This is a genomic window from Anaeroplasma bactoclasticum (genome assembly GCF_003550015.1).
GTDB classification, from domain to species: Bacteria; Bacillota_I; Bacilli_A; order Acholeplasmatales; family Anaeroplasmataceae; genus Anaeroplasma; species Anaeroplasma bactoclasticum.
The window spans coordinates 23,620-50,268 of record NZ_QXEV01000003.1 but is presented as its reverse complement, the minus strand read 5'-3'; the positions used below and the strand labels follow the sequence as shown (position 1 = coordinate 50,268).

28 protein-coding genes are annotated in these 26,649 nt (G+C 30.3%); 3 read left to right on the top strand and 25 right to left on the bottom strand.

Going from position 1 to position 26,649, the window contains the following annotated elements; translation table 11 throughout:
- Positions 1-99 precede the first annotated feature (99 nt).
- The 8 genes from EI71_RS02200 to EI71_RS02165 form a co-directional block, all read right to left on the bottom strand.
- Complete coding sequence (locus EI71_RS02200; protein WP_119015615.1) at positions 100-513, bottom strand: hypothetical protein; 414 nt, start codon at positions 511-513, stop codon at positions 100-102.
- Between the two features lie 33 nt (positions 514-546).
- A complete protein-coding gene (locus EI71_RS02195; RefSeq protein ID WP_119015614.1) occupies positions 547-2,040 on the bottom strand; it encodes a putative PEP-binding protein in 1,494 nt (497 codons plus the stop codon).
- A 1-nt stretch (position 2,041) separates the two neighbouring features.
- On the bottom strand, positions 2,042-3,358 hold the full coding sequence (locus tag EI71_RS02190) for an alkaline phosphatase family protein (RefSeq protein WP_119015613.1): 1,317 nt from the start codon (positions 3,356-3,358) through the stop codon (positions 2,042-2,044).
- A complete protein-coding gene (locus EI71_RS02185; RefSeq protein ID WP_119015612.1) occupies positions 3,342-4,181 on the bottom strand; it encodes a PHP domain-containing protein in 840 nt (279 codons plus the stop codon). The genes EI71_RS02190 and EI71_RS02185 overlap by 17 nt, the downstream gene beginning before the upstream one ends.
- Before the next feature lie 80 nt (positions 4,182-4,261).
- On the bottom strand, positions 4,262-4,708 hold the full coding sequence (locus tag EI71_RS02180) for a hypothetical protein (RefSeq protein ID WP_119015611.1): 447 nt from the start codon (positions 4,706-4,708) through the stop codon (positions 4,262-4,264).
- Between the two features lie 91 nt (positions 4,709-4,799).
- Positions 4,800-4,979, bottom strand: coding sequence for a hypothetical protein (locus EI71_RS02175; RefSeq protein WP_119015610.1), 180 nt, complete (start codon positions 4,977-4,979; stop codon positions 4,800-4,802).
- Between the two features lie 110 nt (positions 4,980-5,089).
- A complete protein-coding gene (locus tag EI71_RS02170) occupies positions 5,090-5,506 on the bottom strand; it encodes an acyl-CoA thioesterase (RefSeq protein WP_119015609.1) in 417 nt (138 codons plus the stop codon).
- A 16-nt stretch (positions 5,507-5,522) separates the two neighbouring features.
- Positions 5,523-6,179, bottom strand: coding sequence for a hypothetical protein (locus EI71_RS02165; protein ID WP_119015608.1), 657 nt, complete (start codon positions 6,177-6,179; stop codon positions 5,523-5,525).
- Between the two features lie 217 nt (positions 6,180-6,396).
- Here EI71_RS02165 and EI71_RS02160 point away from each other — a divergent pair, with 217 nt between their 5' ends.
- Positions 6,397-7,263, top strand: a complete 867-nt coding sequence (locus EI71_RS02160; RefSeq protein ID WP_119015607.1) for a helix-turn-helix domain-containing protein — start codon at positions 6,397-6,399, stop codon at positions 7,261-7,263.
- Positions 7,264-7,283: 20 nt separating this feature from the next.
- Here EI71_RS02160 and EI71_RS02155 read toward each other — a convergent pair whose 3' ends face one another.
- Together EI71_RS02155 and EI71_RS02150 are read right to left on the bottom strand one after the other, a co-directional pair.
- Positions 7,284-8,459: a class I SAM-dependent rRNA methyltransferase gene (locus EI71_RS02155; protein ID WP_119015606.1), complete on the bottom strand. Its 1,176-nt coding sequence runs from the start codon at positions 8,457-8,459 to the stop codon at positions 7,284-7,286.
- Between the two features lie 89 nt (positions 8,460-8,548).
- Positions 8,549-9,022, bottom strand: coding sequence for a DUF3320 domain-containing protein (locus EI71_RS02150; protein WP_119015605.1), 474 nt, complete (start codon positions 9,020-9,022; stop codon positions 8,549-8,551).
- A 174-nt stretch (positions 9,023-9,196) separates the two neighbouring features.
- Between EI71_RS02150 and EI71_RS02145 the strand changes: the two genes are divergently transcribed.
- Together EI71_RS02145 and EI71_RS02140 are read left to right on the top strand one after the other, a co-directional pair.
- Entirely contained in the window at positions 9,197-9,505 is a 309-nt protein-coding gene (locus tag EI71_RS02145) for a type II toxin-antitoxin system RelB/DinJ family antitoxin (protein WP_119015604.1), read from the top strand.
- Positions 9,495-9,809, top strand: a complete 315-nt coding sequence (locus tag EI71_RS02140; RefSeq protein WP_119015603.1) for a type II toxin-antitoxin system RelE/ParE family toxin — start codon at positions 9,495-9,497, stop codon at positions 9,807-9,809. The genes EI71_RS02145 and EI71_RS02140 overlap by 11 nt, the downstream gene beginning before the upstream one ends.
- Before the next feature lie 50 nt (positions 9,810-9,859).
- Here the strand turns inward: EI71_RS02140 and EI71_RS02135 are convergent, their stop codons facing one another.
- The 15 genes from EI71_RS02135 to EI71_RS02065 form a co-directional block, all read right to left on the bottom strand.
- Positions 9,860-11,629: an ABC transporter ATP-binding protein gene (locus tag EI71_RS02135; protein ID WP_119015602.1), complete on the bottom strand. Its 1,770-nt coding sequence runs from the start codon at positions 11,627-11,629 to the stop codon at positions 9,860-9,862.
- A 42-nt stretch (positions 11,630-11,671) separates the two neighbouring features.
- Positions 11,672-12,601: a mechanosensitive ion channel family protein gene (locus EI71_RS02130; protein ID WP_119015601.1), complete on the bottom strand. Its 930-nt coding sequence runs from the start codon at positions 12,599-12,601 to the stop codon at positions 11,672-11,674.
- Between the two features lie 108 nt (positions 12,602-12,709).
- The gene (gene serS, locus EI71_RS02125) at positions 12,710-13,987 is read right to left on the bottom strand and encodes a serine--tRNA ligase (protein WP_119015600.1); all 1,278 of its coding nucleotides are present in this window, start codon (positions 13,985-13,987) and stop codon (positions 12,710-12,712) included.
- Positions 13,988-14,102: 115 nt separating this feature from the next.
- Positions 14,103-14,903 (bottom strand): hypothetical protein, encoded by an 801-nt coding sequence (locus EI71_RS02120; RefSeq protein ID WP_119015599.1) that lies wholly within the window; start codon positions 14,901-14,903, stop codon positions 14,103-14,105.
- A complete protein-coding gene (locus EI71_RS02115) occupies positions 14,896-15,819 on the bottom strand; it encodes an ATP-binding cassette domain-containing protein (RefSeq protein ID WP_211321008.1) in 924 nt (307 codons plus the stop codon). Before EI71_RS02115 ends, EI71_RS02120 begins: the two co-directional genes overlap by 8 nt.
- A 1-nt stretch (position 15,820) precedes the next feature.
- On the bottom strand, positions 15,821-16,093 hold the full coding sequence (locus EI71_RS02110; RefSeq protein ID WP_119015598.1) for a hypothetical protein: 273 nt from the start codon (positions 16,091-16,093) through the stop codon (positions 15,821-15,823).
- Between the two features lies 1 nt (position 16,094).
- Positions 16,095-16,550 (bottom strand): nucleoside deaminase, encoded by a 456-nt coding sequence (locus EI71_RS10470; RefSeq protein ID WP_119015597.1) that lies wholly within the window; start codon positions 16,548-16,550, stop codon positions 16,095-16,097.
- 20 nt (positions 16,551-16,570) lie between these two features.
- The gene (locus tag EI71_RS02100; RefSeq protein WP_119015596.1) at positions 16,571-17,734 is read right to left on the bottom strand and encodes a pyridoxal phosphate-dependent aminotransferase; all 1,164 of its coding nucleotides are present in this window, start codon (positions 17,732-17,734) and stop codon (positions 16,571-16,573) included.
- A 188-nt stretch (positions 17,735-17,922) separates the two neighbouring features.
- The gene (locus EI71_RS02095; RefSeq protein WP_119015595.1) at positions 17,923-18,600 is read right to left on the bottom strand and encodes a S1C family serine protease; all 678 of its coding nucleotides are present in this window, start codon (positions 18,598-18,600) and stop codon (positions 17,923-17,925) included.
- A complete protein-coding gene (locus EI71_RS02090) occupies positions 18,590-18,961 on the bottom strand; it encodes a hypothetical protein (protein ID WP_211321007.1) in 372 nt (123 codons plus the stop codon). The genes EI71_RS02095 and EI71_RS02090 overlap by 11 nt, the downstream gene beginning before the upstream one ends.
- A gap of 2 nt (positions 18,962-18,963) precedes the next feature.
- Positions 18,964-20,157: a hypothetical protein gene (locus EI71_RS02085; protein WP_162849687.1), complete on the bottom strand. Its 1,194-nt coding sequence runs from the start codon at positions 20,155-20,157 to the stop codon at positions 18,964-18,966.
- A gap of 236 nt (positions 20,158-20,393) precedes the next feature.
- Positions 20,394-21,869, bottom strand: a complete 1,476-nt coding sequence (galT, locus tag EI71_RS02080; protein WP_119015592.1) for a UDP-glucose--hexose-1-phosphate uridylyltransferase — start codon at positions 21,867-21,869, stop codon at positions 20,394-20,396.
- 58 nt (positions 21,870-21,927) lie between these two features.
- Entirely contained in the window at positions 21,928-23,364 is a 1,437-nt protein-coding gene (locus EI71_RS02075) for a DUF6937 domain-containing protein (RefSeq protein WP_119015591.1), read from the bottom strand.
- On the bottom strand, positions 23,357-24,958 hold the full coding sequence (locus EI71_RS02070; RefSeq protein ID WP_162849686.1) for a glycoside hydrolase family 36 protein: 1,602 nt from the start codon (positions 24,956-24,958) through the stop codon (positions 23,357-23,359). Before EI71_RS02070 ends, EI71_RS02075 begins: the two co-directional genes overlap by 8 nt.
- A gap of 18 nt (positions 24,959-24,976) precedes the next feature.
- A complete protein-coding gene (locus tag EI71_RS02065; RefSeq protein ID WP_119015589.1) occupies positions 24,977-26,617 on the bottom strand; it encodes a glycoside hydrolase family 36 protein in 1,641 nt (546 codons plus the stop codon).
- Between the last annotated feature and the right edge of the window lie 32 nt (positions 26,618-26,649).

The window sequence follows — 26,649 nt, the reverse complement described above, 5'->3', positions numbered from 1 at the left end:
GGAATCAAATTCAATTTAAAATCCATAATCCAAAGTATAAAACCGATTACAATTAAAAAGGAAGTGAAAATTCACCTCCTAAAAAACTTGATTCAAGTCTTATTTGATTATCACCCAAAGACTTCCATAGAAATCTATTTGAAAATTCCCTTTTAGAATTTCATTCTTATAATCAATCGAAATATCTTTATATGAAACATTAAATGTGGAGTCTTCTTTCATAGTATAATTTTCAGCTATAGAAATAGCTTCTCCTTTAGTGACATTATAAAATTGTAAATTGTCAATTTGCTTAAAATCAATTGTTAATCTAAAGTCAAACACAGCTTCATATTTTAAATTCTTAACATCAATACTAAACAGTTCATTTTCTGTATCGCATTCAATTAAAATAAGGGTTTTATCAAATGACTCCACTTTTCCTATCTCGTATGCACGCTGTGGTGTGTCATTGCCACAACCACTAAGAATCGTTAAGAATAATAAAGAAATCATACAAATTACTTTTTTCATATTATCACATTTCTCCCCTTTTACAGATATCTTCTACTTCATTGTTTTATTCGTATAGTCCTGATATGCTTGATTTAGCATATTTACTAAGGATGGGGAAACAGATAGATTCTTAATCCCTATTTTATAGAATTCTTCTGCAATATCAGGAATAGATGCAATCTCACCACATACAGATAGAATGATATTCTTTCTTTCTGCAAATTCTACAACTGGTGGTAATCTTTTAATAAGGTCATCCTTATATTCATCTAGTCTATCGACTGCAGTTTCTCTATCTATTTTATAAATATCTTTAACTAAGTCATTTGTTCCAATAGAAATGAATTTAATACCTCTAAATTCTTTTATTTTTTCTAATGCACTTTCTGTTTCAAGCATCATACCTAAAGGTGGAACCTTATAACCAAATCTAGATGCTAAATCAAAAACCCAGCCCCTTAAATAATCAAATTCTTCTGGGGCAAATATCATAGGGAACATTATTCTTATATCCTTTTTTGTATCCGTATATATTTTTAATATTGCCATTACCTGATTTTCAAAGATATAAGGATTTTGTTTATAATTATCTATACCCTTTTTATTCGTATGAACATAAGATATTTGTTTATCTCCACCAACATCAAATGTTCTAAATACAATATATTTAGAATCATCTAAGGCTTCTACAGCCTCACTATAAATCTTATACTGCTCGATTGCAGTAAATGGTCTATTCGAATTCATGAATATCATTTCTGTTCTATAAAGTCCAATACCATCAAATCCATAATCCATAGCTTTTTTTACATCAGAAGATGATGCAGCATTTGCCAAGAATTTATATCCTGCATGTAAAACGGCTTTTTTATGTTTTGAATCCTTTTTGATATTCTTTTGTAAGGCAGAAGGATTCGTAATAATAATTTCTTTTCTTGTATCAATTAATACTTCTTCCCCTTCTTTGAATTCTTCTTTAGAAATAACAAAAGGAATATCATAGTTTCTAGCTAAAATAGCTGTATGAGAGGTGTATCCTCCCGTTTTTGATATAATACCTAAGATCTTTTCTTTATTATGAATTAAATAAGAAGGATATGGTTTATCTGTATAAAGGATGAATGGCTCCTCTGGAGTTATAACCTTAGTATCTGAAAGATTCATGATAATTCTTCTTGCGGCATCCTCCATATCATTTGTTCTTTCCTTTAAATAACCAGAATTAGATTCCGCTAAGCCCTTAATGAATTCCTTCATTACTGCAGAAACAGCATGAAAAACAGAAATACCTTCATCAAGCATTAACACGATTCTTTTCTTAAGCTCAGGATCCGATATCATATATTCTTGAACTAATAAATAGCTAGATAATTCAGGGGATTTCTTTTTCATTTCCTCTATCTCAGCTAAAGATTTTTCAATCGCATTATCAAGTTTTATATAATCATTTGAGGAATCCGTATCATCCTCTTCCATTTTATCCATAATATGAATCTTACCATAGGTAATTCCTTGGGATAAAATAGAGTCCACTTGAATTTTCATATTAATACTTCCTTATAACTATTACTGGTACTTCCATCTCATCCTTTGTTATACCCGCATGATGAGATTTAAAATTAAAATTATTTTCTTTAGAGTTTAAATAAAATTGGTTAGTAGCTATAGCTACATAATCTCCTAAGAAATCCTCAATTCTTTGGTGAATATGACCATTTGGGTCTCCAAAATAGCCCATTTTTATAGCATCCTTACTAGGTAATAGCTTAAATACTTCACCAAATAGACTATTAAACATTTTTTCAAATTTAGAACCCATTCCATCCTTTACTCTAAATACTACACATCTAGAATCATTGGATGGCTTTGTTTTTAAATATCTATTTAATACTTCACAATTATAAATATTAATAGGCTTTACTGGAGTATGACCATGATCTGCAGAAATAATTAAGATAGTATCTAAAGGTAATGCCTGAGAATACCTTTCTACCTTATCATTTATATCTCGAATCGCCTCTTTAGCCTCATTTGAATAAGTGCCATATTGATGCATAATGCCATCAGGCTCTGGCCAATATACATATTGAACTATAGGCTGTGGGAAATTTAATTTGGATAAGGAATCACTTAATACATCATTAATATCCTTAGTCTCTTTAGAAAAATCCGGATTAATAATATATCCCTTTACCTTCATATCATGGAAGAATGGCTTAAAGGGAATAAAATCAAATCCACTTCTGCCAGTTGGTTCATCTGTATAATAATTATTTCCAGTAAATAAGATTATTTCTCTATTTAATTCTCTAATCCAATTACTCCAGCCTGTCCAGCTAGATTCTAGTGGAGTTAATCCACATTGAGTTGAAGTAGTTGATGCGGCTGTAGTAGATGGATAGATAGCGTGCTCAGTGAAGGATAGCTTCTTATTTAAGAAGGCATCCTCATCTAGATTTTCCTTTAATACACTCGCGCCTAATCCATCAAGTAATAAAATAATACAATTTTTATATTTTCTATCCAACACATTATGGGAGTCCTTAAAGTGACTTTCATATCCATAATTATTTCTAATTCCACCAATAATATTTAATATAGTGTCGCTATAATCTGGTTTCATTATTCGAATAGATTTACACATACGGTGAATTTTTTTCTTTATATCCTCACCAATATCCTTCATATGAATATAAGATAAAATAATCTCTTCTTGTCTATTTGTAATAACAGGGCATAGATATATTGTTTCTTTTACCTTATATCCACTCTGTAAGTAGTCATCAAAGGCTTGAAACATTTCATCTTCACTATCATACTCTTGGTATAAAAGAGTTGGGGTAATTCTATAATTTTTCATCATTTTTAATCACCATCTTTTCTTCTATTTTTAAACCTAATTCATGAATAAAATCAAAAACTAGGCGAACATTTTCATTATAAAGTGCATCTACAGTATGAGCATCCGCTCCAACTAATATTTTTACAGGATACTCTTTTATGATTTCCCAAAATTTTGGATATGGATATAACCATGTAGATCTATCCTGTTTATCCTTACAATACTTTAATCCATTGGTATTTACTTCCAAATAAATATCATATTTTAAAGCTAATTCTGCAATTTTTCTTGTGATTTCCTCACATTTTTGATCAAATACATGATTTCCATTTATATCCTTATATCCAAACATAAATATATCTGGGTGAACAAATGTAGTATACATTCCTGTAGATAATGCCATTTTCGCATTATTATAATATTCATCTAAATTAGAATAATCTAATTCTGTATAGCAATTTAAAACATTTCCATTTTTATCCTTAAAAAAATGAATTCCTAAATTAAAATAATCCACTCTTTTTCTTAAGGACTTATAAAAATCATATTGTTCTTCTAAATATTCTGTTTCAAAGCCAGAATATATTTTTAAATCAGGATATGCTATTTTAGCTTCTTCAATTTGCTTAAAATATAAATCTAATTCACTAATATCCATTGCTCCAGTATCTAAATGATTTCTTAAATATTCTTCTTCCCTCATAAAATCCTTTAACACAGGTGCATGATCAGACATACCAAGCTCTAAAAAGCCATTTTCATATGCCGCTTTAGCATAATCCATAACCTTACCCTCTGCATGACGGCATAGATATGTATGTGTATGATAATTATTCTTAAGCATAAAACCACATCCTTTATAGTATTTTATCATTTAAAGTTAAGAATTAAAAGAAAAGACGGATAAAATCCGTCCAATCTATATTATTCTTCTTTGTTTTCTTCTTCTGCCTTTGGTTCTTCTGCCTTTGGTTCTTCTTTAGTTTCAGCCTGATCAGCCTTACCCTCATGAACAAAGCCACCAGCAATGCTCCAAGCGATAGGGCAATGGAATTCAATACCACGGAATGCCTGAATCATAGAGATTAACCAGAAAACGAAAATTGGAACATAGAATACTAATCCAAGTAGAGGTACCCATGTTACTGCACCATTTGTAGAAGCAACAATAATTGCATCTACAATAGAGAAGATGATAGAAATGATAGCAGAAAGAGCCTCTAATACAAAGGCAGATACAATCTGCTGCTTATCATTTTTTGTCATCTTATCATGATCTACAGCTAAAGCTACAATTCCGAATGGGAATAATAACCAAGTAAGACCAAAAACTACATTAGGTGTCATACCAATAAATCTTTTTTCTTCCATTATATTTCCTCCTAGTTTATATACATTATAATGCTACTTTGAAAAAAAATAAAATATTGTTTTAAATCTTCTTCATTTTTTTGTCTTAAAATTAAGGCTTCATATTTTTTTCAAGCTTTGGTACCTCAAGGCTAAAATTCTTCATACACTTTCTGCATGCACCATAAACTCTTCTTACATCATTATCCATTTTGAATAATAATTCCTGTCCACAGCCCATACAATTAATTGCATAATAAGTAATGCCATCTTTAATAACTATTTTGCCCATAAAAGCCTCCTCTAATATTTTTTTAAATCGTTCTATTAAATTTATTTTAACCTATATTTTTTAAAAAATAAAGACCAACAAAATAGAAAAAGACACCTCTGGGTGTCCTATTATTCTTTATTTGTAAGTTCTTTAAGCTTTTCATGTAATCGAGAAAACATATCATCCCCAAGCCTTACAAGCTTTCCATCCTCTTTAATGAAGCAGTGCTCACTATCTCCTTCAAAAATAGAAACTCCATCTTTTTTCATTACATAGTGAATTCCTAAAACTAATCGATTATAGGATTTAATAGTAACCTCTATTTCAATTATATCTCCAACTGTAGATGGCTTTTTATATTTAATATTATTTAATCCAATTACAGGAGAAAATACTCCCTGTTTTTCAAAATCCAAATAATCAAATCCTAACTTTTTAAAAAAATCTATTCTAGCTTCTTCCATCCAACGAATATAATTGGAATGATGAGTTACACCCATTTTATCTGTTTCGTAATATTGTACGTTATGATAATAATTCTCCATAAATTAATCTCCAATCCTACATTTTATTCTTTTTCTTTTTGCCGCCAACACCAATATCAAAATCTGGTATATCTAAATCTCCACCAGAAACTGCAAGAAGTACAATAACCCCAACTATGACACTCGCAAATCCAGCATAGGATATGTGCCTCATTGCCTCTTTCTTATCCTTTTTATCTTTAATCCCAACCCAAATGAAGGATATAGATAAAACCATAAATAAACCAAATGTTGAAAACCAAGTAAGCTCTGTAGCGCTTAAGAAAAAGGGCATACTTGCAATACCAAGTATTGTAAATAAAATTGCAGATATTATCCTATGATTTCTTATACCTGGAATTAAAATAATTAGATAATAAATAAAGGTATATGCAAATGCTAATCCTGCATTCGCAAGTAACATTAAAATAGATACTTCTAATTCCTTATAAGTTAACCATATTAAAATAAAAAATGCCAAAGCGAATCCTGATAAAACAAAGGAGAATATATTAAATATTAATATTTTTCTTCCTATAATTCCAACAAGCATAGAAAATGCAAAGATGGAAAATCCCATAATAAAGCCTAAGGTTAAATTCCAAGAAGGTAAAAAATGTAAACAATATGTAATTATTGCTGTACTAATAAAAAATAAAAGTACAATAAGTGAAATAAAGAAATTCTTATGCATAACAACCTTCCTAATTGTTTATATTATATTATTTTTATAAATGCTTCGCAATGATTACAACTTTATAAATAAAAACACATTAATAACTAAAATGTCCAAAAAATGAAAAAAGTAATGTATTTTGGGAAAATAATTGAAAAATATATACAAAAATGTTTCTTTTTTTAAAATAATTATGTTATTATCACAATAAGATATACCATTCGGAGGGTTAGTTATGGGAGTATTACAAGCTCATGGAGCAAGTATTAGCCAAATTAAAAATTATAACTCTATATCTACAATAAGGGATTTTTCAATTGCAGAGTATTATTATGAGGAAGGACATGAAACCATTGATGCCTTTTCCCATTCTCATACAGAGTATGAATTTATTATTCCAATAGATACTGTTGCATTACTCGTATATGAAAAAGCCAATTATATTGGAGAGGTGGGATATATTTATCCTGTAAATCCTTTAGTTACTCATGGAATTGTATTCCCATTAGATAAATCTTCTGTAATTGATATTACAGTAGATAAGGATTATTTAGATGATCTAAAGAAAAGACTAGGATATGAAGATAAATATTTCTATACAAGATTTAATATGCCTCCAACTATTTTAGAGGTTATTAAAGATTTCCAAAAAGAATTAGCTAAACCACAATATAATATCTTTAAAGCAGAAAATTTAGCAAAGCTAATTACTTCTACTTTAATTTGTAGTGGATTATCTATTGGAGTAGATAATAGAAGACCAGAAAAGAAATATAGAAAGAATATAAAGAATATGATTCTATATATGTATAATCATTATATGGAACCAGATTTAGATATATCCAATCTAGCAGCAATGAGTGATTATTCTTTAGCATATTTCACAAAAGCCTTTAAGGCTTATATGAATGATACTCCTATCGTACATTTAAATAAACTAAGAATTAGTGAAGCAAAGGCTTTATTATTAAGAGGTGAAAAATCCTTCACTGAAATATATAGACAAGTTGGATATAAAAACTTATCTAGCTTCACAGAAGCATTTAAAAGAATAACAGGATATACTCCAACAAAATATAAACAAAAGTATATAAATAACTAAAAGAGGACGACGTCCTCTTTTTAGTTTATTCTTAATATCATACATTTTAAATATAGCTGTTCATCCGATTGAAGTAATGCAGGATGATCAATAGATTGAATTCTAAAATCTAAGAATTGTACACTTCTTTTTGCATCATGAGCTGCTTCTTTAATCATTTGCATGAATAAATCTGGAGTCATATGCTGGCTACAGCTAAATGTTAATAAATATCCACCAGATTTAATAATCTTCATTGCGGATAAATTAATTTCTTTATATCCCTTATAAGCATTCTTAACAGAATCCTTTGATTTGGTGAATGCTGGCGGGTCCAAGATTATAGTATCATACTTATTTACCATTTTAGGGTCTCTAAGTAGATTGAATGTATCCTCACAGATAACATCTAATTGATTAAAATTATTTAATCTAGCGTTTACTAATATATCATCACAAGCCTTCTTTGATATATCACATGCATCTACATGGGCTGCTCCATATTTACATGCATGAAGTGCAAATCCTCCAACATTAGAAAAGCAATCTAATACATTTTTATCTTTACAATAATATTTAATATTATCTCTATTTAGCTTTTGGTCTAAGAAATAGCCTGTTTTTTGACCTTCAGCTAAATCAACGATAAACTTTATTCCGTTTTCCATAACTTCAACTCTAGGGTCAAATTCACCATATATAGGACCTTTAAAAAGAGGAAGTCCTTCTTTTTCTCTTACAGGTACATCACTTCTTTCATATATACCTAAGCAACCTGTTAATTCAATTAATAATTCTACTATCATTCCTTTAATCTTATCCATTCCTAAGGATAAAAACTGAACAGATAAATAATTTGCATACTTATCTACAATTAAACCAGGTAGAGAATCTGCCTCAGCAAATATTAATCTCATACAATTAGAATCATTAAAGTTAATATTCTTTCTATGCTCTAATGCATATTCCATTTTTCTTTTAAAGAATTCTCTATCAATTACATCCTCTTCATTTCTTGATAATATTCTTACCATTATTTTTGAAGATGTATTTAAAAATCCGTAAGCAACAAATTTACCATCAAAAGTAACAACCCTTACTACTTCCCCAGATACAATATTATCTCCTTTAAAGGAATTTATTTCATTATTAAAAACCCAAGGAAATCCTTCTATTTTTTCTTTTTCTTCGTTTTTATTTAATACAACAGTTAACATACCATCACCTAATTTCAAATACATTATACTATAATAAATTAATTGAACAATAGTAAAGAAAAATCCTAAGAAAATCTTAGGATAATTTATTATAGTTTTGTTTCAATAAATCTTAAATAATCTAAAGCCTTTTGGGTTAATACCTGTAAGCCAAAATGAGCTAAGATAGCTCTATATAATTTTTCTCCAGATAAGCTTAAGCTAGAAGCTAGGATAACCATTTCTTGATATGGAATATCATAAATTAGGCGATCTCCTTCTCTTAATTCATCTATATCAAATACACCACTTTTAGGCCATAAAACTATATCATAAAAATTATCTGTAGTTTTTAAGCCTAATTCTTTAATATCTTCCATAATAATATCTAAAGCCTTTTGACTTATTTTAGCAACACCAAAGGCTTCTCTTAATCTAGCCTTTAATGTATTTAAAGTAAGTGGAGCTTCCATTTCAACAATATTATATATGTTTTCTTTTAAATCCGATAATGTCTTAGGATTTCCTAAATATAAATCATCTAATGTCATTTTTACTAAATTATTGAATCGTTTGTAGCTCATAAACTACCTCCCTATTGTTTTTATTATAAAACAAAACCAAAAAAGAAAAAAGCACTCCTTATTATTTATTTATATACATAAAACCAATGGAATTTATACTGTTTAAACATTTGCATTACGTTGTATTGATTTTGTTAGTCTTGTAAAATATAATATATTTAGAGGTGATTTAAAATGCAAAAAGATTCAACCATTTCATTGCGTATAGACAGAGAATTAAAAAATGATGTTGATAAGATATTAAAAAGCCTAGGAATTCCTATGACAACTGCAATTACTATGTATTTCAATCAAATAAAGATGAGGAATGGAATTCCATTTACTCCAGTCATTTCAAATATGCCTAAACCATATGAAGATTATACAGAAGATGAAATAGCTTTAATGTGTGATAAAGCAATTGAAGAACATACTAATGGAACTACCATTTCTAGCCAAGATGTAGAAGCAAAGCTAAGGAAGAAATTTAATAATGCACTATAAAATTGAATATTCATCTATAGCCGAAAATAGTTTAAATGAAATATATGATTATATTTCTAACGTGTTACTTGGACCTAGAGCTGCACAAATTATTACACTAGGTATAATGTCTACAATTAATTCTTTAAGCGAATTGCCTAAAAGAAATAAATTATGTGATGAGATATTTTTAAAGAACAAGAATATCAGATCAACACATTTCAAGAATTTCAAAATCTTATACTATATAGATGATAATTCTTCTACTATAACAATAGTAAATATATTTTATTCAAAAAGAAACATTAATATTGTAATTATTTAAGTGGAGATGTCTCCACTTTTTTGATTAATAGAAAAAAGCACTCTAGGTGCTTATTTTCCAAATTGAGCTTGATAAAGCTTTGTATATTCCCCATTCATTAATAATAATTCTTCATGGGTACCTCTTTCTTTTATTATTCCATCCATTACAACTAAGATTTCATCTGCATTTCTTATTGTAGATAATCTGTGAGCAACAACAATTGTAGTTCTACCCTTACATAAATCATCTAAAGCTCTTTGAATTAAAATTTCTGTTGCGTTATCTAGGGCACTTGTTGCCTCATCTAAGATTAAAATAGATGGATTCTTTAAGAATACTCTAGCGATAGATAATCTTTGTTTTTGTCCACCAGATAATCTTACGCCTCTTTCACCAATTTGAGTATCATAGCCATGCTCTAAATTCATGATATAGTCATGGATATTCGCTCTTTTCGCCGCATCAATGACTTCTTCCATTGTTGCATCTAATCGACCATATAAAATGTTATCTTTTATAGAGCCATTAAATAAGAATACATCCTGTTGAACAATACCTATATTTCTTCTTAAGGAATCAAAAGTAATTTGATTAATTCTTTTTCCATCAATTGTAATATATCCATCACTGCATTTATAAAAGTTAGGAATCAAATGACAAATAGTAGTCTTCCCACCTCCAGATGGTCCAACTAACGCAATAGTCTTTCCTTCATCTAATTTGAAGGATACATGAGATAAGACTTCTTTTCTTTCTTGCTGATATTCATTTTCTTCGATATCATAATCCTTATTATGATAGCCAAAGGATACATCATGGAATTCAATTTCGCCTTTTAATTTAGATACTGTAATACTATTTGGATCAGTTTCTTCTTCCTTTTCATCAATGATTTCAACGAATCTTTTAAAGCCTGTTACACCATTTTGATATTGTTCTACGAAATTAATTAATGTAGTAAGTGGAGTAATAAATAAAGATACAGAAACAACAAATGTTACATAAATAGATATTTCAAGCTTACCTAGAGCAACTAAAATTCCACCACCAGCTAATAATGCTACATTAAATAAATCTGTAACAAAGGTAGTTGTAGAAGAATATGCACCCATAGCCTTATATGCAATGGATCTTGATTTTACAAAGCTTTTATTACCTATTTCAAATTTTTCTAATTCCTTTTCTGAATTCGTAAATGCCTTTGTAACTCTAACACCAGAAATAGAGGATTCTAATGCACCATTAATTTCTGCAACACTTTTTCTTGTTGCCATGAAGGCATCTCTCATTTTCTTTCTATATATTAAAGTAATTACTATAAGTAGTGGTACACAGCCTAATATAATTAATGCAAAGACCCAATTCAAATAGAATAAGTATCCTAAGGATAAAATAATACTAATTCCACAAATAAAGAAATTTTCAGGACCATGGTGAGCAAGCTCGGATATATCCATTAAGTCATTGGTCATTCTTGACATTATTTTACCTGTTTCATGCTCATCATAATAAGAAAATGGAAGCTTCTCAAGCTTAGTAAACAATTCTCTTCTCATATCGGCTTGCATTTTAACACCAATGACATGGCCGTAATATTGAACAAAGAATCTAAGTCCCATACGAATAAAATAACAAGCAATTAAAATACTAGCTAATATGCAAATTAAAGTAATTTTTCTTGTCTCTTCCATTTGTTCATCTGGAACTACATTTCTTAAGATAATATTGGTTAATATTGGATATGCCATACCTATAATTGCAATGAATAAGGATGCAAGCATATCTAGGGTGAACATACCCTTATATGGCTTATAGTAGCTAATAAATCTTTTTAACATATACCCTCCCTAAAGCGAGAAAAGGTCTGTGAAACCACAGGCCTATTTTTTACTAACATTTTCTGGAATAGCATTTCTAAAATTGATATCCAATTGATTGAATGGAATCTCAATTCCATTTTCATCAAATGACTTCTTAATTTCCCTTAGCATATAGAATTTTACATTCCAGAAATCTTCCTTTTTACACCAGCATCTAATATATACTTCAACAGAGGATGCGCCATATTCACCAACCTCTGCAAATGGAGCTGGAGTTGGGAAGATTTTCTCATTATTTGAGCAAACCTCTTTTGCTATTTTCTTAGCAAGCTCTAAATCAGCACCATATGCAATAGACATAACAACATCAACTCTTCTAGTATCCTTAGCTGAGAAGTTTACAATAACATTATTTGCAAGTGCACCATTTGGTATCATTACAACCTTATTATCTGGAGTTGTAATATAAGTATAGAATAATTTAATATCCTCTACTGTACCAGATTGATCATTAGATGTAATGAAATCACCTAATTTAAATGGTCTCATAATTATAATGATTACACCACCAGCAAAATTAGATAATGTTCCTTGAAGTGCAAGGGAAATACCTGTACCTATAGCTAATACTAATGCGGATAGAGATGCAGTTTGAATACCTACATAAGCAATTAATCCAATTAAAACTAGTATTTTAATTGCGATTCTACCCATATTTACTAATACCTTAGATAAAGTAGCATCTGCCTTTTTCTTTGCAAGTCCTCTTGCAATTCTTTTAAATATAATATTAATAATTTTAAATGAAACAATCCAAACAACTAAAGCAATTAAAATCTTTACTCCGGTATTCATTGCCCAGTCAACGATTTTATTCCATACATCCACCCAAGTAATGGATGCAAGCTCTTCGGCAGCTGTTTGTGTAGTTGTAGTTTCCTCTGCTGTAGTAGTTACAGCCTCAAATAAATTTATATATAAAGGATTCAAAATTAAAACCTCCTTAAAACGTACTCTAGCATTATAACAACAAATCTAGAAATTATCAAACACAAATGTTTATTATATGTAAAAAAAAGGGATTTCAAATCCCTTTAATTACTTAATGATAGTCTTTCCACCCATATAAGGCTGTAATGCCTTAGGAATGCTAACAGAACCATCCTCATTATAATTATTCTCAAGTACAGCGATTAATCCTCTTGGTGTAGCAAGTACTGTATTATTTAGTGTATGAACTAAATATGTACCATTATCACCCTTAGTACGAATCTGTAATCTTCTTGCTTGAGCATCACCTAAAGTAGAACAAGAACCAACCTCAAAATACTTCTGCTGACGAGGAGACCAAGCTTCAACATCACAAGACTTAACCTTTAAATCAGCTAAGTCACCAGTACAGCACTCTAAAGTACGTACAGGTACGTCTAGGCTTCTAAAGAATTCTACTGTGTAACTCCACATTTTGTTATACCATTCCATAGAATCCTCAGGCTTACAAATAACAATCATCTCTTGCTTTTCAAACTGGTGAACACGGTAAATTCCTCTTTCTTCAATACCATGAGCACCAACCTCCTTACGGAAGCATGGAGAATAACTTGTTAAAGTTAAAGGTAAATCAGATTCTTTAATAATCTGTCCTTTAAATCTACCAATCATAGAATGCTCAGATGTACCAATTAAGTATAAATCCTCGCCTTCGATCTTATACATCATATTTTCCATTTCAGCAAAAGACATAACGCCATTTACAACATCAGAGTGAATCATAAATGGTGGAATACAATAAGTAAAGCCCTTATCAATCATAAAATCTCTTGCATAAGATAGCATTGCAGAATGTAATCTAGCAATATCACCAACTAGGTAATAGAAACCATTACCACTTGTTCTACCAGCAGCTTCCTTATCTAAGCCATTGAATTTAGCAATGATATCTGCATGATATGGAATTTCATATGGTGGAACAACAGGCTCACCATATTTTTGGTTTTCCACATTCATAGAATCATCCTTACCAACTGGTACAGATGCATCTACGATATTCGGAATAACCATCATTCTCTTCTTTAATTCTTCTTCTAAAGTAGCAATTTCAGGATCGATTTCAGCAATTCTTTCGTTGTTCTTTGCAACGATTTCCTTAATCTTATTTGCTTCTTCTACCTTCTTTTCTCTCATAAGCTGACCAATCTGCTTAGATAGAGTATTTCTTTGTGCCTTTAGGTTTTCACCTTCAACCTTTAATGCACGAATCTTTGTATCAATTTCAATTACCTCATCAACTAAAGGTAATTTTTGATCTTGGAATTTCTTTTTGATGTTTTCTTTTACTATTTCAGGGTTTTCTCTAACAAATTTAATATCTAACATAATATTACCTCACTCTCTAAAACATTAGTTTTAGATAAACTAGGATAATTATATCACAATAATTCTAAAATTCAATAAATGGAAAAGAAAAGGCCCATATAGGGCCTAATCCATGTTATTTTAAATCTTTTTTCTGCATAATTAAGTAGCCAAAGCCAATAAATGCCATACCAAATAATACTAAAGATGTGAAATAAGTTAAGCAGAACATTAAATTATGCTCAACCTGTAATGTTAAACCTATTGAATATTGGAACAAAGCATATGATACAATGGTTAATCCTTTAAATAATGGCTCCAAATGTTCATAACCTGGCTGACCCATCATAGTAGGTACAAGAGCTTGAACTATTGAACCAAAACCTACTGTAACTTCTGCTAGAATTACAAATAATACAATTCCAAGTGCGATAGTACGGAATGCTTGTCCAAAGAAGGATAGCATAGCTGCTATAACAAAATATCCAAAAACCTTAAATAAGAATCCCAAAAAGACATATAGGAAATCCGCAGCTTTTATATCAAAGAAAATTTCAGTAACTACAAATGTTAATAAGGAATGTGCAAGCATTAAACCTACATAAAGAATAATACATAATAGCAAGTTAGAAAAATAAATATCTTTTCTTGAAATACCACCGATAACTTTATTTCTTAAGGTTGTTGCATCCTTACCTAAGAAAATTAAAATAAATATTCCTAAAACAAGTCCGAATGCTGAGCTTGGAGAAGCAACTACATCAACAATATATAATGAATCCACAGCCGCGCGGTTATAGCCTCCAGCCACTCCCATATAAATTCCTGCAAGAGCTACAGGTAACACAACAGAAATAGCTGCACCAATAATAAGAAGAATTATGAACATCTTATCTTTAACAATACGATATAAATCCGCTTTTAATACATTAAGCATTTTGCTTACCTCCTCTAATTACAGATAAATAATAATCCTCAATTGAGGTGGTTTCTGTATTTATTCCAGTAATAGGAAGTCCCTGTAATGCACTTAAAACCTTAGAATACTCTAAATCACCAGGAATAACAAATCCTTCAGGAGTCTCCTTTATATCTTCTAAAGAAACTAAAGATAATAATGCATTCTTTACATTTACCTTATCTAATGTAGAAATTGCAATTCTCTTCTCACACTGATTCTTTAATTCATCTGCACTAATTTCTTTAATCATATGACCTTTAGAAATAATACCATATCTTGTAGCAACTAAAGATAATTCTGTAAGAATATGAGATGAAATTAAGAATGTAATTCCATATTTCTGATTTAATTCTTTAATTAAATTACGAACCTCAACAATACCCTCTGGGTCTAATCCATTTAATGGTTCATCTAATACTAAGAAATCTGCTTGAGTCATTAATGCCATTGCGATACCTAGTCTTTGTCTCATACCTAAAGAGAAATTGCCAGCCTTTTTATCATCCGCATATAAACGACCAAGACCAACAGTATCTAATGCCCATTTAATTCTTCCTTCATCCTTAATGCCCAAAATTAAAGCTTGCATATAAAGATTATCTCTCGCATTTAAATGTGAGTAAATAGATGGGGATTCAACAATTGCACCCATTCTTCTTCTTGATTCAATAATTTCTGGATCATCTGATTTCTTTCCCATTAGCTCATAATATCCAGCATTAGGGAATATAAGACCAGAAATTAAACGAATAATAGTAGTTTTACCACTACCATTTTCTCCAACAAATCCGTAAATATCCCCCTTATAAACAGTCATATTTACATCATTTAAAACTAATGCACCATCATATTTTTTTGATAGTCCATAGGTTTTTAAAACTATGTCTCCCACGTTAGTTTTCTCCTTCACTTTCTTTTATTTCCACTATAGGTTCTTCTATAGATGGTTCCTTTTGTTCTTCTTTAGCTTTTTCCTTATCCATTCCTTTGATATAGAAGAAGCCAATAACCACACCAATTGCTATAATCACTAAAATAGTAATTAAATTGATATACCACTTATGCCATAAGGAATTAAACCAAACTCCATAGGCTAAGCATGCTACTAATATATATACAAAAACAATTGCCAATTCTTTCCAATGGTTTTTTAATAGCATTTTCATATTAATATCCCTTCTTATCTTCTATAGCTTTGTATTCGGCATATAGCTTTAAGCATTCATCTCTATCTAAGCAAATAGAAAATTTTTTCTTTTCCTCTTCTGTTCTGTTATAGAACTTATTGTCTCTAAAGCCAATATCTTCTGTATCTATAACATTACAGCCGAAATACACCTTGTCGAGGTTTGCCCACAAAATAGCACCCATACACATTGGACATGGCTCACCAGTTGTGTAAATCTCACAGCCAGACAAATCAAAAGTGCCTAATTTTTTACAAGCATCATGAATTGCCATCATCTCACCATGACATGTTGGATCATTATTAAGAATTACTTGATTATGACCACGGCCAATAATTTCTCCATCCTTAACAACTACAGCCCCAAATGGACCACCATGTCCATGATTGATGCCATATCTTGCCTCTTCGATTGCAACAAACATGTATTTGTTCAATGTCTCACTTCCTTTTTATTTTATTTTAAAATACCGGACTCATCGATTACACGTATAACCTCCTGCAATTCTTCTACAGGCTTTACAAGCGCAAAACGAACATATTTCTTACCTAGAGTACCAAAGGCAGCACCTGGGGTACAAAGTACGCCTGTTTTTTCTAGTAAATCTTCTGCGAACTCTAGGGAATCCTCATATTTATTTGGGATCTTCGCAAACACAAACATTGTGCCTTTGCTTCTATTTACCTTCCATCCAATGGAAGATAAGCCATCACATAAAGCATTTCTTCTTAATTCGTATTCTTTTTTTTGAGCTTCAATAATCGTTTTATCTACATCCATTGCAGCAATAGCTGCATATTGAATAGGATAAAACATACCAAAGTCATACTGACTTCTTAGCTTTTTAAATTCAGAAACTATTTTACTATTACCTAAAAAGAAAGATATTCTTGCGCCAGTTGTATTATAGGATTTAGATAAGGAATAAAATTCACATCCACAATCAAATGCACCTGGCAAGGATAAAAATGAAAAAGATTCATTTCCATCAAAAATAATATCGGAATATGCATTATCATTTACAATAATAAAACCATACTTTTTAGCTAATTCAATAATTTCTAAATATCTTTCTTTAGTTATAATACCACCAGTAGGATTTGATGGATAAGATATTATAACATACTTAATCTTCTTTAATACTTCTTCATCCAATAAATCTAATCTTGGCATAAAATCATTTTCTTCAAGTAATGGATATGTAATTATATTTGCTTTAGCTAGCTTAGCTGAAGCATTAAATGCTACATATCCAGGATTAGGTAATAAACAGTAATCCCCTGGATCACATAGTAGCATTCCGATATGGCACATACCCTCTTGAGTACCATTTACAGTAGTGATTTCATCCTTAGTTAATTCTACATTAAATCTATCCTTATAATGCTTAATGAATCTTTCTAATAAGCTATCCATATCATGTAAGGAATATTTAATATTATTTGGATCATCTAAAGCATTTTTCATAGCATTTATAATACTTAAATCTGGTTTAAAATCTGGTGTACCGACAAATAGATCATAAACCTTTTTACCACTTGATTCTAGCTTTAGCTTTTTATTATTTAGATTTGCAAATATACCTTCTTCAAAGGTATCCATTAGTTTTGAAAATCTCATAATCTCTTCCTCTGAATAATAATATACCATTTTTCTTTAAAAATATAAAGAAAAAAAGTCTAAAGCAATTTTGCCTTAGACTCTATATGTAATGTTATACTATCCTTCTTATTAATACAAAAATACTAAAGTAAAACCCAAATCATACTATATTTTGAAATAATTTCTTAACCCTGAACTAATGCACTTTATGCTCGAAAACATTTTTGTAAAAATCTCATTATCTCATTAGATGGAATCGCATAAGCTATTCCATCTAATGCATTTCCTTGCAAATCATTTATTTTAAAAGAAACAATTCCAATTACGCATCCATTCTTATTAATAACTGGTCCTCCACTGTTTCCGTTATTTAAACTACAATCCAATCTAATTACATTCATTTCAAAATTCTCCGAATAATTATACGCTGACACATACCCAAAAGATAGTCCCAAACCGCAACCATTTGGATTACCAATTGTAAATATACTATCCCCCAATGTAAAACTGTCGGTCAACTTTAAACAATTATTTGTTTCCATATTTATGAATGCTAAATCAGAAGAATCATCAACTATAATATTCTCTTTATTTATAACGTTATACCCTGTTTCATTTGCATTTCTATATTCAATACTTTTATAATAATTATTATTTTTTTGTATAACATGCTTATTCGTCAATATTCCATTTTCGATTTTGAACCCAGTTGCATATCCATTTTTGCCGTCAGTCGTTTCTATTTTTATTTCGACAACTCCCATAAAATAGTCTTCATAGCTAATTGTATATCTATTTTTTACTGCAAATATAACAAAGAAAACTATAGCAAATATTTCTATAATATTCATACAAAGGATAAAAACAATTCTTTTATCTTTCATATAATTCAAAATCCTCTGATATTATTTCTAGGCAATTATCATTGCAATATGGGTACTTCATTATACATTTCTTAACATTGTTTTCATCAATTTGTATTATAATTAAAACCCTATAAAAACCATTTATATGTTTTTTGAGTAAATCTTGATAACAAGTACCAACGTCAATAACAAATACTTTATAGCATTCACTAGATTTTATTTCGCCATTAGAAATTGATTCAATTGATTTGCTTTTGCCGCTAAGATGAATTCTTCTATGTTTCTCATTAACACGAACATAATACTCGTAGTCATCTTTTAATAATATCTCTTTATAAGAATACTGCTCTATTGTTTTATAAAATCTATCTATTGTCATAATCATTTTAATGTTGGAATACCAAATAAACTATGTGCATGTGAACATCTTCCGTTGTCATATCCAGGATGATAGTGATCAAATTGGAGTCCACTTTTTATAGTGCCATTGCTAGTGTATTTTGAATGAAAAGTAACATAATCTAATCCAATTAAATTGGCTGCGGCCAATGCAGCAGAATATGCATCATCATCCTTTTGCGTATATGTACTCAAACAATACCTTTCTCCATCTTTGGAAAAACTATTAACATATTTTGATGAAGCTAGTATAGGGGCAACATAACAGTCTCTAAGTGGAATAGGAGACATATAAAGTTTTTTCTCGTCGGTTGCTACAACACACAAATAATATTTTTTCTCTTTCAAATCCGATTCTTTTACATCCGCCTCCACCAATGTATATGTGATATTTTCATATCTAACCTCATAACTAATTCTGTCTTCATAAACAGGAGTATATGTAGTTTTTGTTGAAAAAATTCCTTTTAACCAATTCCAAAAACTAGTAAAGAATGTTTCTACAGCTTTAACAAAACCAGTAACAACTTTTTCAATAACAGGCATAGAAACTATTACAACTGCAACAACTGCTATAGCAGCTAAATATACCGCATCATCAACTAGCGCAATACAAAAATCAATCGAATCATTATTCAGTGCTTCGCTTATAGATATTTCTTCCCCATCAACGAAAATATAATAATCATTAGTCTCCGGAACATAATATGGATTACTTTCAATAATATCTTCTTTTATTACTTCGCCTTCACACTCATATGATATAGAGCAATTAAAAATTAATGTCTCACAATCAAAAGATATATTTGTTTTTTTATTAACCTTTTTTGATTCATCAATTGATGATAAGAAGGTAAATTGTTTTTTTTGATAATTTGACAAATTATTTGTCAAGGTTAAATCAATAACTCCTTCATCTTCATTTGAGATAATACTATCAAATTGATTATATAAAAAATCTTGATAATCTTCTATGCTATTACATCCAACTATACCAATGTCACGTATTTTAATTTGATCATGATTTCCATTAGAACATGCACCAAGGATAAAAACCGTGGTAAACACTGAAACAACTACAAATATATATCGAATACACTTCCTAGTTTGACATCTTCTAAAAAATATGTGCTTACTTGCAGTACTCAATAAAATACCAAAAAACTTTTTTAACATAATATAATCCCTCCCTTTTTTGTAGTTTTCTAGTTTTTCAAGAACAATTATACTGTTATTTGTTTGACTGTCAAACAATTTTTATATGAAGTTTTAATTTAAATTTGTGTTTTTTTTAAAATTCACGTCTCTTTTTATTGTTGGTTTATCATATATCAAAAAAAATGCGCGCTATCAAAAATTTGATAGCACGCAAAATTACACTTTTACAAATTGTATTATATACCTATTTCTTTTTATAATGCCTTTGTAAACTTAATGAAGTGTTCAATTCCTTCATCTGTCATTTTATATACACCTGCATTTTCAAGTATTTTACCGAATGTAATACCGATTTCTTCTTTAACAATAGAATCTACATTCTCTTCTGTAAATGTATATTTCTTTTTTAAGGATTCAATCCAATCCTTATGCTTTTCTGTTTCTTCTGTGATATCTGATTTACCAAGTAGTATTTCTTCTACTAATTGGATTTCCTTCTTTAATCTTGCTGGTAAAATTGCAAGACCCATAACTTCAATTAATCCAATATTTTCCTTCTTTATATGATGATATTCTGGATGTGGATGGAATAATCCTAATGGATATTCTTCTGTAGTAAGATTATTTCTTAATACTAAATCCATTTCATATAATCCATTCTTCTTACGAACAATTGGAGTAATTGTATTATGTCTTACACCATCTGTATAAGCATAAATAGATACTTCTTCATCAGAATAATTAATCCATGTGTTTAAAATATGCTCACCTAAATTTGCTGCCTCATCCTTATTGCTAGAATATACACGAATTACAGATAGTGGCCATTTTACAATCGCAAGCTTGCTATTTGGATATCCCTTTACTGTAAATTCATAAATAGGCTTTGCATCTTCCATTGCAAAATGGTTATGACCACCTTGGAAATGCTCATGAGCTAAAATAGAACCACCAACAATAGGTAAATCCGCATTAGAGCCTACAAAGTAATGAGGTAAGTAATCCACAAAGGAAAGTAGCTTTCTTAATGTTGGCTTATCAATAATCATTGGCTTATGTATTTTGTTAAATACAATACAATGCTCATTGTAATAAACATATGGAGAATACTGTAAGAAGAAATCTTCTCCTTCCATAGATAGGGGAATAATTCTATGATTTCCTCTTGCTGGGTGATTTAATCTACCTAAGTAGCCTTCATTTTCCTTACATAATTGACATGCAGGATATTGACTTACCTTAGCATTTCTCATTGCAGCAATTGCCTTAGGGTCCTTTTCTGGTTTAGATAAGTTAATAGTGATATCTAATGTACCATATTCTGTATCTGTTTTCCATTTAACATCCTTAGCAATTCTATCTTTTCTAATATAGTTTGTATTACAAGAGAACTCATAATACCAATTGGTAGCAAGCATTGGATCCTTTTTATATAATTCATTATATTTCTTAATAAGACTTGATGGTCTATCTGTAAAAATAGCCATAAGCTCTGTATCAAAGATATCACGCTCTGTAATAGAATCATTTAATAAGCCCTTTTCTACTGCAAAATCTGTAATACCCTTTAATAATTCATGAAGCTCTAATTCCTTAGGCTCACATTCTTTATAATCATCAAGCTTTAATAAAGCTAATACTCTATTTCTAGAATAAACACTATCTTCTTCTTCAATTAAGCCTTTTTTTACTGCATAAGAAACTAATCCATTAATGTAAGAATTAATCATTTTAATCACCCTTTCTAAATATGCGAGATTACCCGGTCAATGCCGGGTAATTCTTATTCTATTCTTTTATACCTGCTGCAAGCTTAACACACTTGTATGCACCATCATAATAACCGGTTTTCTTTAGTTCGTCAATACGTTTGCACATATGAATAATTAATTCCTTATCCATAAGTAGACGATCTAGCATTCCGTTTACGGTTTCTTCTGTTGGGCATTCAAATGTACCATCACCAAGTTCACTAGAGTTTACTGCTCCATAAACCTCGTGACCACCAATATGTCTCATAAATACCTTTGGAATTGGGTAGTATGCAAGCTCACTAGGCTTAGTAACTAAAATATCACATTCAGGCATTAATAAATTTGTTGCGTATACTGCCTGGAAGATATCATTATTGCAAATAGCGTATACGCCATGTGCATCATTATTTCTTAATGCTTTTACAAATTCCTTAAATTCATCATACTTATTAAAGTATGTTTTATCTTCAATACTAATCTTCTTTTGCATTTTTTCATATACATCCTGGTGATCGCCAAAATTAATGAATAATGCAACCTTTTCCTGTTTTACATAAGGAATTAAATGCTTAACCATAGCTAAGAACATATCAAAACCAGCACCTGCGCCACCAACGGTAAGTAAGATTCTAATAGGTTTTCCATTAGTAACTCTATCAATTCTCTTTTGGTTATCTTCTTCTAGATTTACTAATAATTCATGGTCAATATATCTTCCAACCATTTGAATTTCAGATTCTGGAATACCCTTAAGTGGAGTTTTTGCAAAGCCATTCATCATCTTATATCCGAAGTAAGCAAATGGAGTTTGTACTGTATGAATTGCACCTTCAGATAAATGTAGTGCCATAGGCCAGTTATCTGGAATAGCATTAACTACATTTGTCATACCTGCATGAATTGCAGCCTGGCTTGGCCATACATGAGTTGCAATATATGGAGTATCCTTTGGTAAGGATTTAATGATTGGAGCAAGTAATTCAGAATTCTTCTGATCCTTAGCATTATATGTTAACTTACGGAAGCCCTCGCTATTTAATGGCTCCCATACAAAATGATTAAATAAATGAGATTTTTGAGATAAGCGAGAAGCTAAAGAATACATTGCATTCTGTTCTTGAATCATTTTAGATCCAGTGGCATCAAAGCCTGCTAAATTTAACCAATATGGTGTAAAGCCTAAGGCTTTAGCACAGGATGCCATAGCGATAGAAATTCTATAATGACCAAAGCCCATACGAATATTACCTACAATAAGAGGCTTTTCTCCAAGGCTTTCTACTTTATCCTTGAACACTAAATTCTTACAGCCCATAAAATCTAGGGTAGGAATATCCTCAAATCCAAGCTTATAGTCCTTATTTGTATCATCGCCATATTTCTTTATATATTTCTTTTTGGATTTTTCTGCAGCCTTAATTGTCTTTTTATCTATTGGATTGCCAAAAATCACACTTGTCTTATCACTCATTGAAAACACCTCTTTGTGTATCATAAACCTTATTTATTACTTTTCCATCTAATTCATAAGAAATATTAATTAAATCACCATTTCTACTATATTTCTTATTCTTAGCATCTTGATTAATATGTAAAATCTTAGTTAATACTTCTTTTCTTTCCTCATCATAATCTCCAGGATTATCTGAAGTCATTAATACATTACCAAATAATGCATTAATAGTTGCTAAAGCTTCCTTTTGCTCCTTAGAAAGACTAATATTGTTATCTCTTAATAAGAATACATCTGGATCATTTAAGAATAAGCTTCTAGCAAAAATAGATCTATAAATCGTATTTTGTAATGTTACCTTTGTAGAGATTCTTTCTCTATGGAAGAATCTCATAAACCAAACGTCATCAAAAATAAGTGAAACATCTGGTCCAATTCTTAAGTAAGTAAACTTACCTGCAGAATTTGATGGGATAGCACCACATCCTAATACCTTGCAATCTGTTAAAGTATCTACAATTAGCTGATATGCATCTTCTGTAATTTGAGCACGAGTCTTATCTTCTCTTTCAATCATTCCAACAGAATATAAGAAATCTAGTTTAAAGAAACGGAAGCCCATTTCCTTATAATGAGTTAAGCATTCTACAATATATGCTTTAGCATTCTCATTATAAATATCTAATACATAGAATCCACTCCAGTTAGATCCACACTTAATAGGGTTTCCTTCCTTATCCTTGTATAACCAATCCGGATGTTCTTTATATAAATCACTCTTCTCTTCAGCTACAAATGGCGCAAGCCAAATACCTGCAGTTACATTCTTATCTAGAATTTGCTTACAAATTCCTTCAAGTCCGTTAGGGAATTTAACTTTATCTACCTTTAACCAGTCACCAACAAACTGCTCATAGCCATCATCGATTTGGAATAAATCAAATCTAGGGTCAATATTCTTTAGGTTATCTAAAATGATATCCTCTGTAATATTTTGATAATGGTTATACCAAGAAGTGTATCCAAAGATGTTCTTATCTTCCATTTTCTTAGGGAAGAATGCCTCTATGGTTTTATCTAAATCTCCATAAACCATTGCATAATCAAAGACAGTGAATTCATCACCCTGAGTTAATGTGATTTTGCAATCAGCCTCAAGAGTAATCTGATTCTTCTTTAGCTCATGATTAATAATTAAATAAGCATTCCTTGAGTTATATGATCCAATAAATACTGGCTTTTCTCCACGAATATAAGAATAATCAAAGCCATGTAATACACCCTTGCGATATTTCTTAAAAGGAGCATCTCCATATTTATCAAAGGCAAACTTATTTACTAAAAACTTAGGAACCTTATAAATATTCTTTAGATTCTCTTTTACAGTAAATTCCTTTGTGTCTGTCCAAGACTGGTATCCATTAACAAATACTAAGTCATTGGGATTATATGCATATGGTTCAGTTAGTTCTATAGATTCAATCTTTATCTCTTTTTTTGCTTTTAAGATAACTGTAGTTCTATTTTGCTTTGTAGCTACATTAATCTCAACAGCATCATCACTTTTCTCTGTTTGAAATAGAACTCCCTTAATGGTATATGCTAATTTCATAATTTATCTCCTTTGTTTTTATTTTTTCTCTTGGCTGTTTCCTGTTTCAGGATCATACATAAATACATGAGTAGAATCATTTAATTCATAAGAAATCTCAATAAGGTTACCCTTCTTAACGAAGGAAACATTCTTTGCAGATTTCTGAAGCTCTAGAGTCTGCTCAAGTACAGCTGCAGCCTTTTTATCATAATTTGGATATAATCTATCATATGTTGTAATATCATCTGATGTTGTTAATACAGAACCAAACAATGCATTGATTGTAGCTAAGGATTTCTTTTGATCATAAGTTAATCCAATATCCTTACGTAATAAGAATGCATCTGGGTCATTTAAGAATACCTTACCATTGAAAATGGATCTAGAAATTGTATTTAAAATCGTATGCTTTGTGGAATTTCTTTCGCGATGCATCTTTCTCATTAACCAAGAATCATCCCATTCTGTAGTTACAGATGGTCCAACACGTACAAAATCAAATACGCCGAATGCAGGTGCCATAATACAGCTATTACCTAAGATTAGAGAATCACCTAAAACCTCACGTAAGAAGCGGTATGCCTCACAAGCTACCTGGCTTCTATTCTTACCTTCATATAAAGGTAGGGATACTGCATATAAGAAATCTAGCTTGAAATAATCAAAGCCTAAATTCTTAAAGTATAATAATACTTCCTTAATATAAGCCTTAACTTCTTCATTGTAGAAATCAAGTGCATAGAATCCACCCCAGTTAGAGCCACACTTAATCATCTTTCCATCAGAATCCTTTTTAAACCATCCTGGATGGTTAGCTAAAAGCTTAGAGCCTTCTTGGGCAACGAATGGTGCAACCCAAATACCTGCCATTAATTCTTTTTCATGAATCTTTTCAACTACGCTTCTTAAGCCATTAGGGAATTTTTCATGATTACAAACCTTCCAATCACCTACTGCAGATTCATAACCATCATCAATCTGGAATAGATTGAAGTGGTTCTTATCTACAGCACGAAGGTTTTCAATTAAAATAGATTCATTAACCTTATCAAAATGGTTATACCAAGAAGAATAACCAACAAGCTTGTTTGTTGTTCTTGGACTAAACTTCTTAAAATATTCTAAATTATTTAAATCATCAAACTTTTCTAAATTGAAATCGAAGAATAACTTCTCTTCGTTAGAAGAAAGCTTAACATTATTAATATCTAATACTAATACAATTTGATTTTCAGTAACATGAAATTCAATAATCATGCCTGCCCACTCATAATTATTATTTCCAATGAATAAGTTCTCATCTCCACGGATATATCCAACATCCCAGCCATGTAATACATTCTTTTGATATTCATAGAATGCAATATCTCCATAGCTTTTGAAAGAGAACATTTTAACACCAAATCCTGGGATTTGTTTTAAGTTATTTAATTTATCATGAATACCAAATTCCTGTGTATCTGTACAAGACTGATATCCATTACAAAATAAGGCATCCGATTCCTTAAAAGTAAAATCTAAGAAAACCTTAGCTTCTTTAACTGTAATATTTTCATTAGCCTTAAGGCTAAGCTGATTTCTTACTCCCTCTTCTTTAGCTATAACCTCAACCATTGTATCATTTGATTTTGTTGTAAATGTCTTACCATTATGCTGATAAGTAATTTCAAACTTCATATTTGCTCCTCCATCCTTGTTTTTGAAAAATT

Bases quoted from the DNA above. Each gene is read 5' to 3' on its own strand.
- EI71_RS02200 (WP_119015615.1), bottom strand. From the start codon at position 513: ATGAAAAAAGTAATTTGTATGATTTCTTTATTATTCTTAACGATTCTT.
- EI71_RS02195 (WP_119015614.1), bottom strand. From the start codon at position 2,040: ATGAAAATTCAAGTGGACTCTATTTTATCCCAAGGAATTACCTATGGT.
- EI71_RS02190 (WP_119015613.1), bottom strand. From the start codon at position 3,358: ATGATGAAAAATTATAGAATTACCCCAACTCTTTTATACCAAGAGTAT.
- EI71_RS02185 (WP_119015612.1), bottom strand. From the start codon at position 4,181: ATGCTTAAGAATAATTATCATACACATACATATCTATGCCGTCATGCA.
- EI71_RS02180 (WP_119015611.1), bottom strand. From the start codon at position 4,708: ATGGAAGAAAAAAGATTTATTGGTATGACACCTAATGTAGTTTTTGGT.
- EI71_RS02175 (WP_119015610.1), bottom strand. From the start codon at position 4,979: ATGGGCAAAATAGTTATTAAAGATGGCATTACTTATTATGCAATTAAT.
- EI71_RS02170 (WP_119015609.1), bottom strand. From the start codon at position 5,506: ATGGAGAATTATTATCATAACGTACAATATTACGAAACAGATAAAATG.
- EI71_RS02165 (WP_119015608.1), bottom strand. From the start codon at position 6,179: ATGCATAAGAATTTCTTTATTTCACTTATTGTACTTTTATTTTTTATT.
- EI71_RS02160 (WP_119015607.1), top strand. From the start codon at position 6,397: ATGGGAGTATTACAAGCTCATGGAGCAAGTATTAGCCAAATTAAAAAT.
- EI71_RS02155 (WP_119015606.1), bottom strand. From the start codon at position 8,459: ATGTTAACTGTTGTATTAAATAAAAACGAAGAAAAAGAAAAAATAGAA.
- EI71_RS02150 (WP_119015605.1), bottom strand. From the start codon at position 9,022: ATGAGCTACAAACGATTCAATAATTTAGTAAAAATGACATTAGATGAT.
- EI71_RS02145 (WP_119015604.1), top strand. From the start codon at position 9,197: ATGCAAAAAGATTCAACCATTTCATTGCGTATAGACAGAGAATTAAAA.
- EI71_RS02140 (WP_119015603.1), top strand. From the start codon at position 9,495: ATGCACTATAAAATTGAATATTCATCTATAGCCGAAAATAGTTTAAAT.
- EI71_RS02135 (WP_119015602.1), bottom strand. From the start codon at position 11,629: ATGTTAAAAAGATTTATTAGCTACTATAAGCCATATAAGGGTATGTTC.
- serS (WP_119015600.1), bottom strand. From the start codon at position 13,987: ATGTTAGATATTAAATTTGTTAGAGAAAACCCTGAAATAGTAAAAGAA.
- EI71_RS02120 (WP_119015599.1), bottom strand. From the start codon at position 14,903: ATGCTTAATGTATTAAAAGCGGATTTATATCGTATTGTTAAAGATAAG.
- EI71_RS02110 (WP_119015598.1), bottom strand. From the start codon at position 16,093: ATGAAAATGCTATTAAAAAACCATTGGAAAGAATTGGCAATTGTTTTT.
- EI71_RS02100 (WP_119015596.1), bottom strand. From the start codon at position 17,734: ATGAGATTTTCAAAACTAATGGATACCTTTGAAGAAGGTATATTTGCA.
- EI71_RS02095 (WP_119015595.1), bottom strand. From the start codon at position 18,600: ATGAAAGATAAAAGAATTGTTTTTATCCTTTGTATGAATATTATAGAA.
- EI71_RS02090 (WP_211321007.1), bottom strand. From the start codon at position 18,961: ATGACAATAGATAGATTTTATAAAACAATAGAGCAGTATTCTTATAAA.
- EI71_RS02085 (WP_162849687.1), bottom strand. From the start codon at position 20,157: ATGTTAAAAAAGTTTTTTGGTATTTTATTGAGTACTGCAAGTAAGCAC.
- galT (WP_119015592.1), bottom strand. From the start codon at position 21,869: ATGATTAATTCTTACATTAATGGATTAGTTTCTTATGCAGTAAAAAAA.
- EI71_RS02075 (WP_119015591.1), bottom strand. From the start codon at position 23,364: ATGAGTGATAAGACAAGTGTGATTTTTGGCAATCCAATAGATAAAAAG.
- EI71_RS02070 (WP_162849686.1), bottom strand. From the start codon at position 24,958: ATGAAATTAGCATATACCATTAAGGGAGTTCTATTTCAAACAGAGAAA.
- EI71_RS02065 (WP_119015589.1), bottom strand. From the start codon at position 26,617: ATGAAGTTTGAAATTACTTATCAGCATAATGGTAAGACATTTACAACA.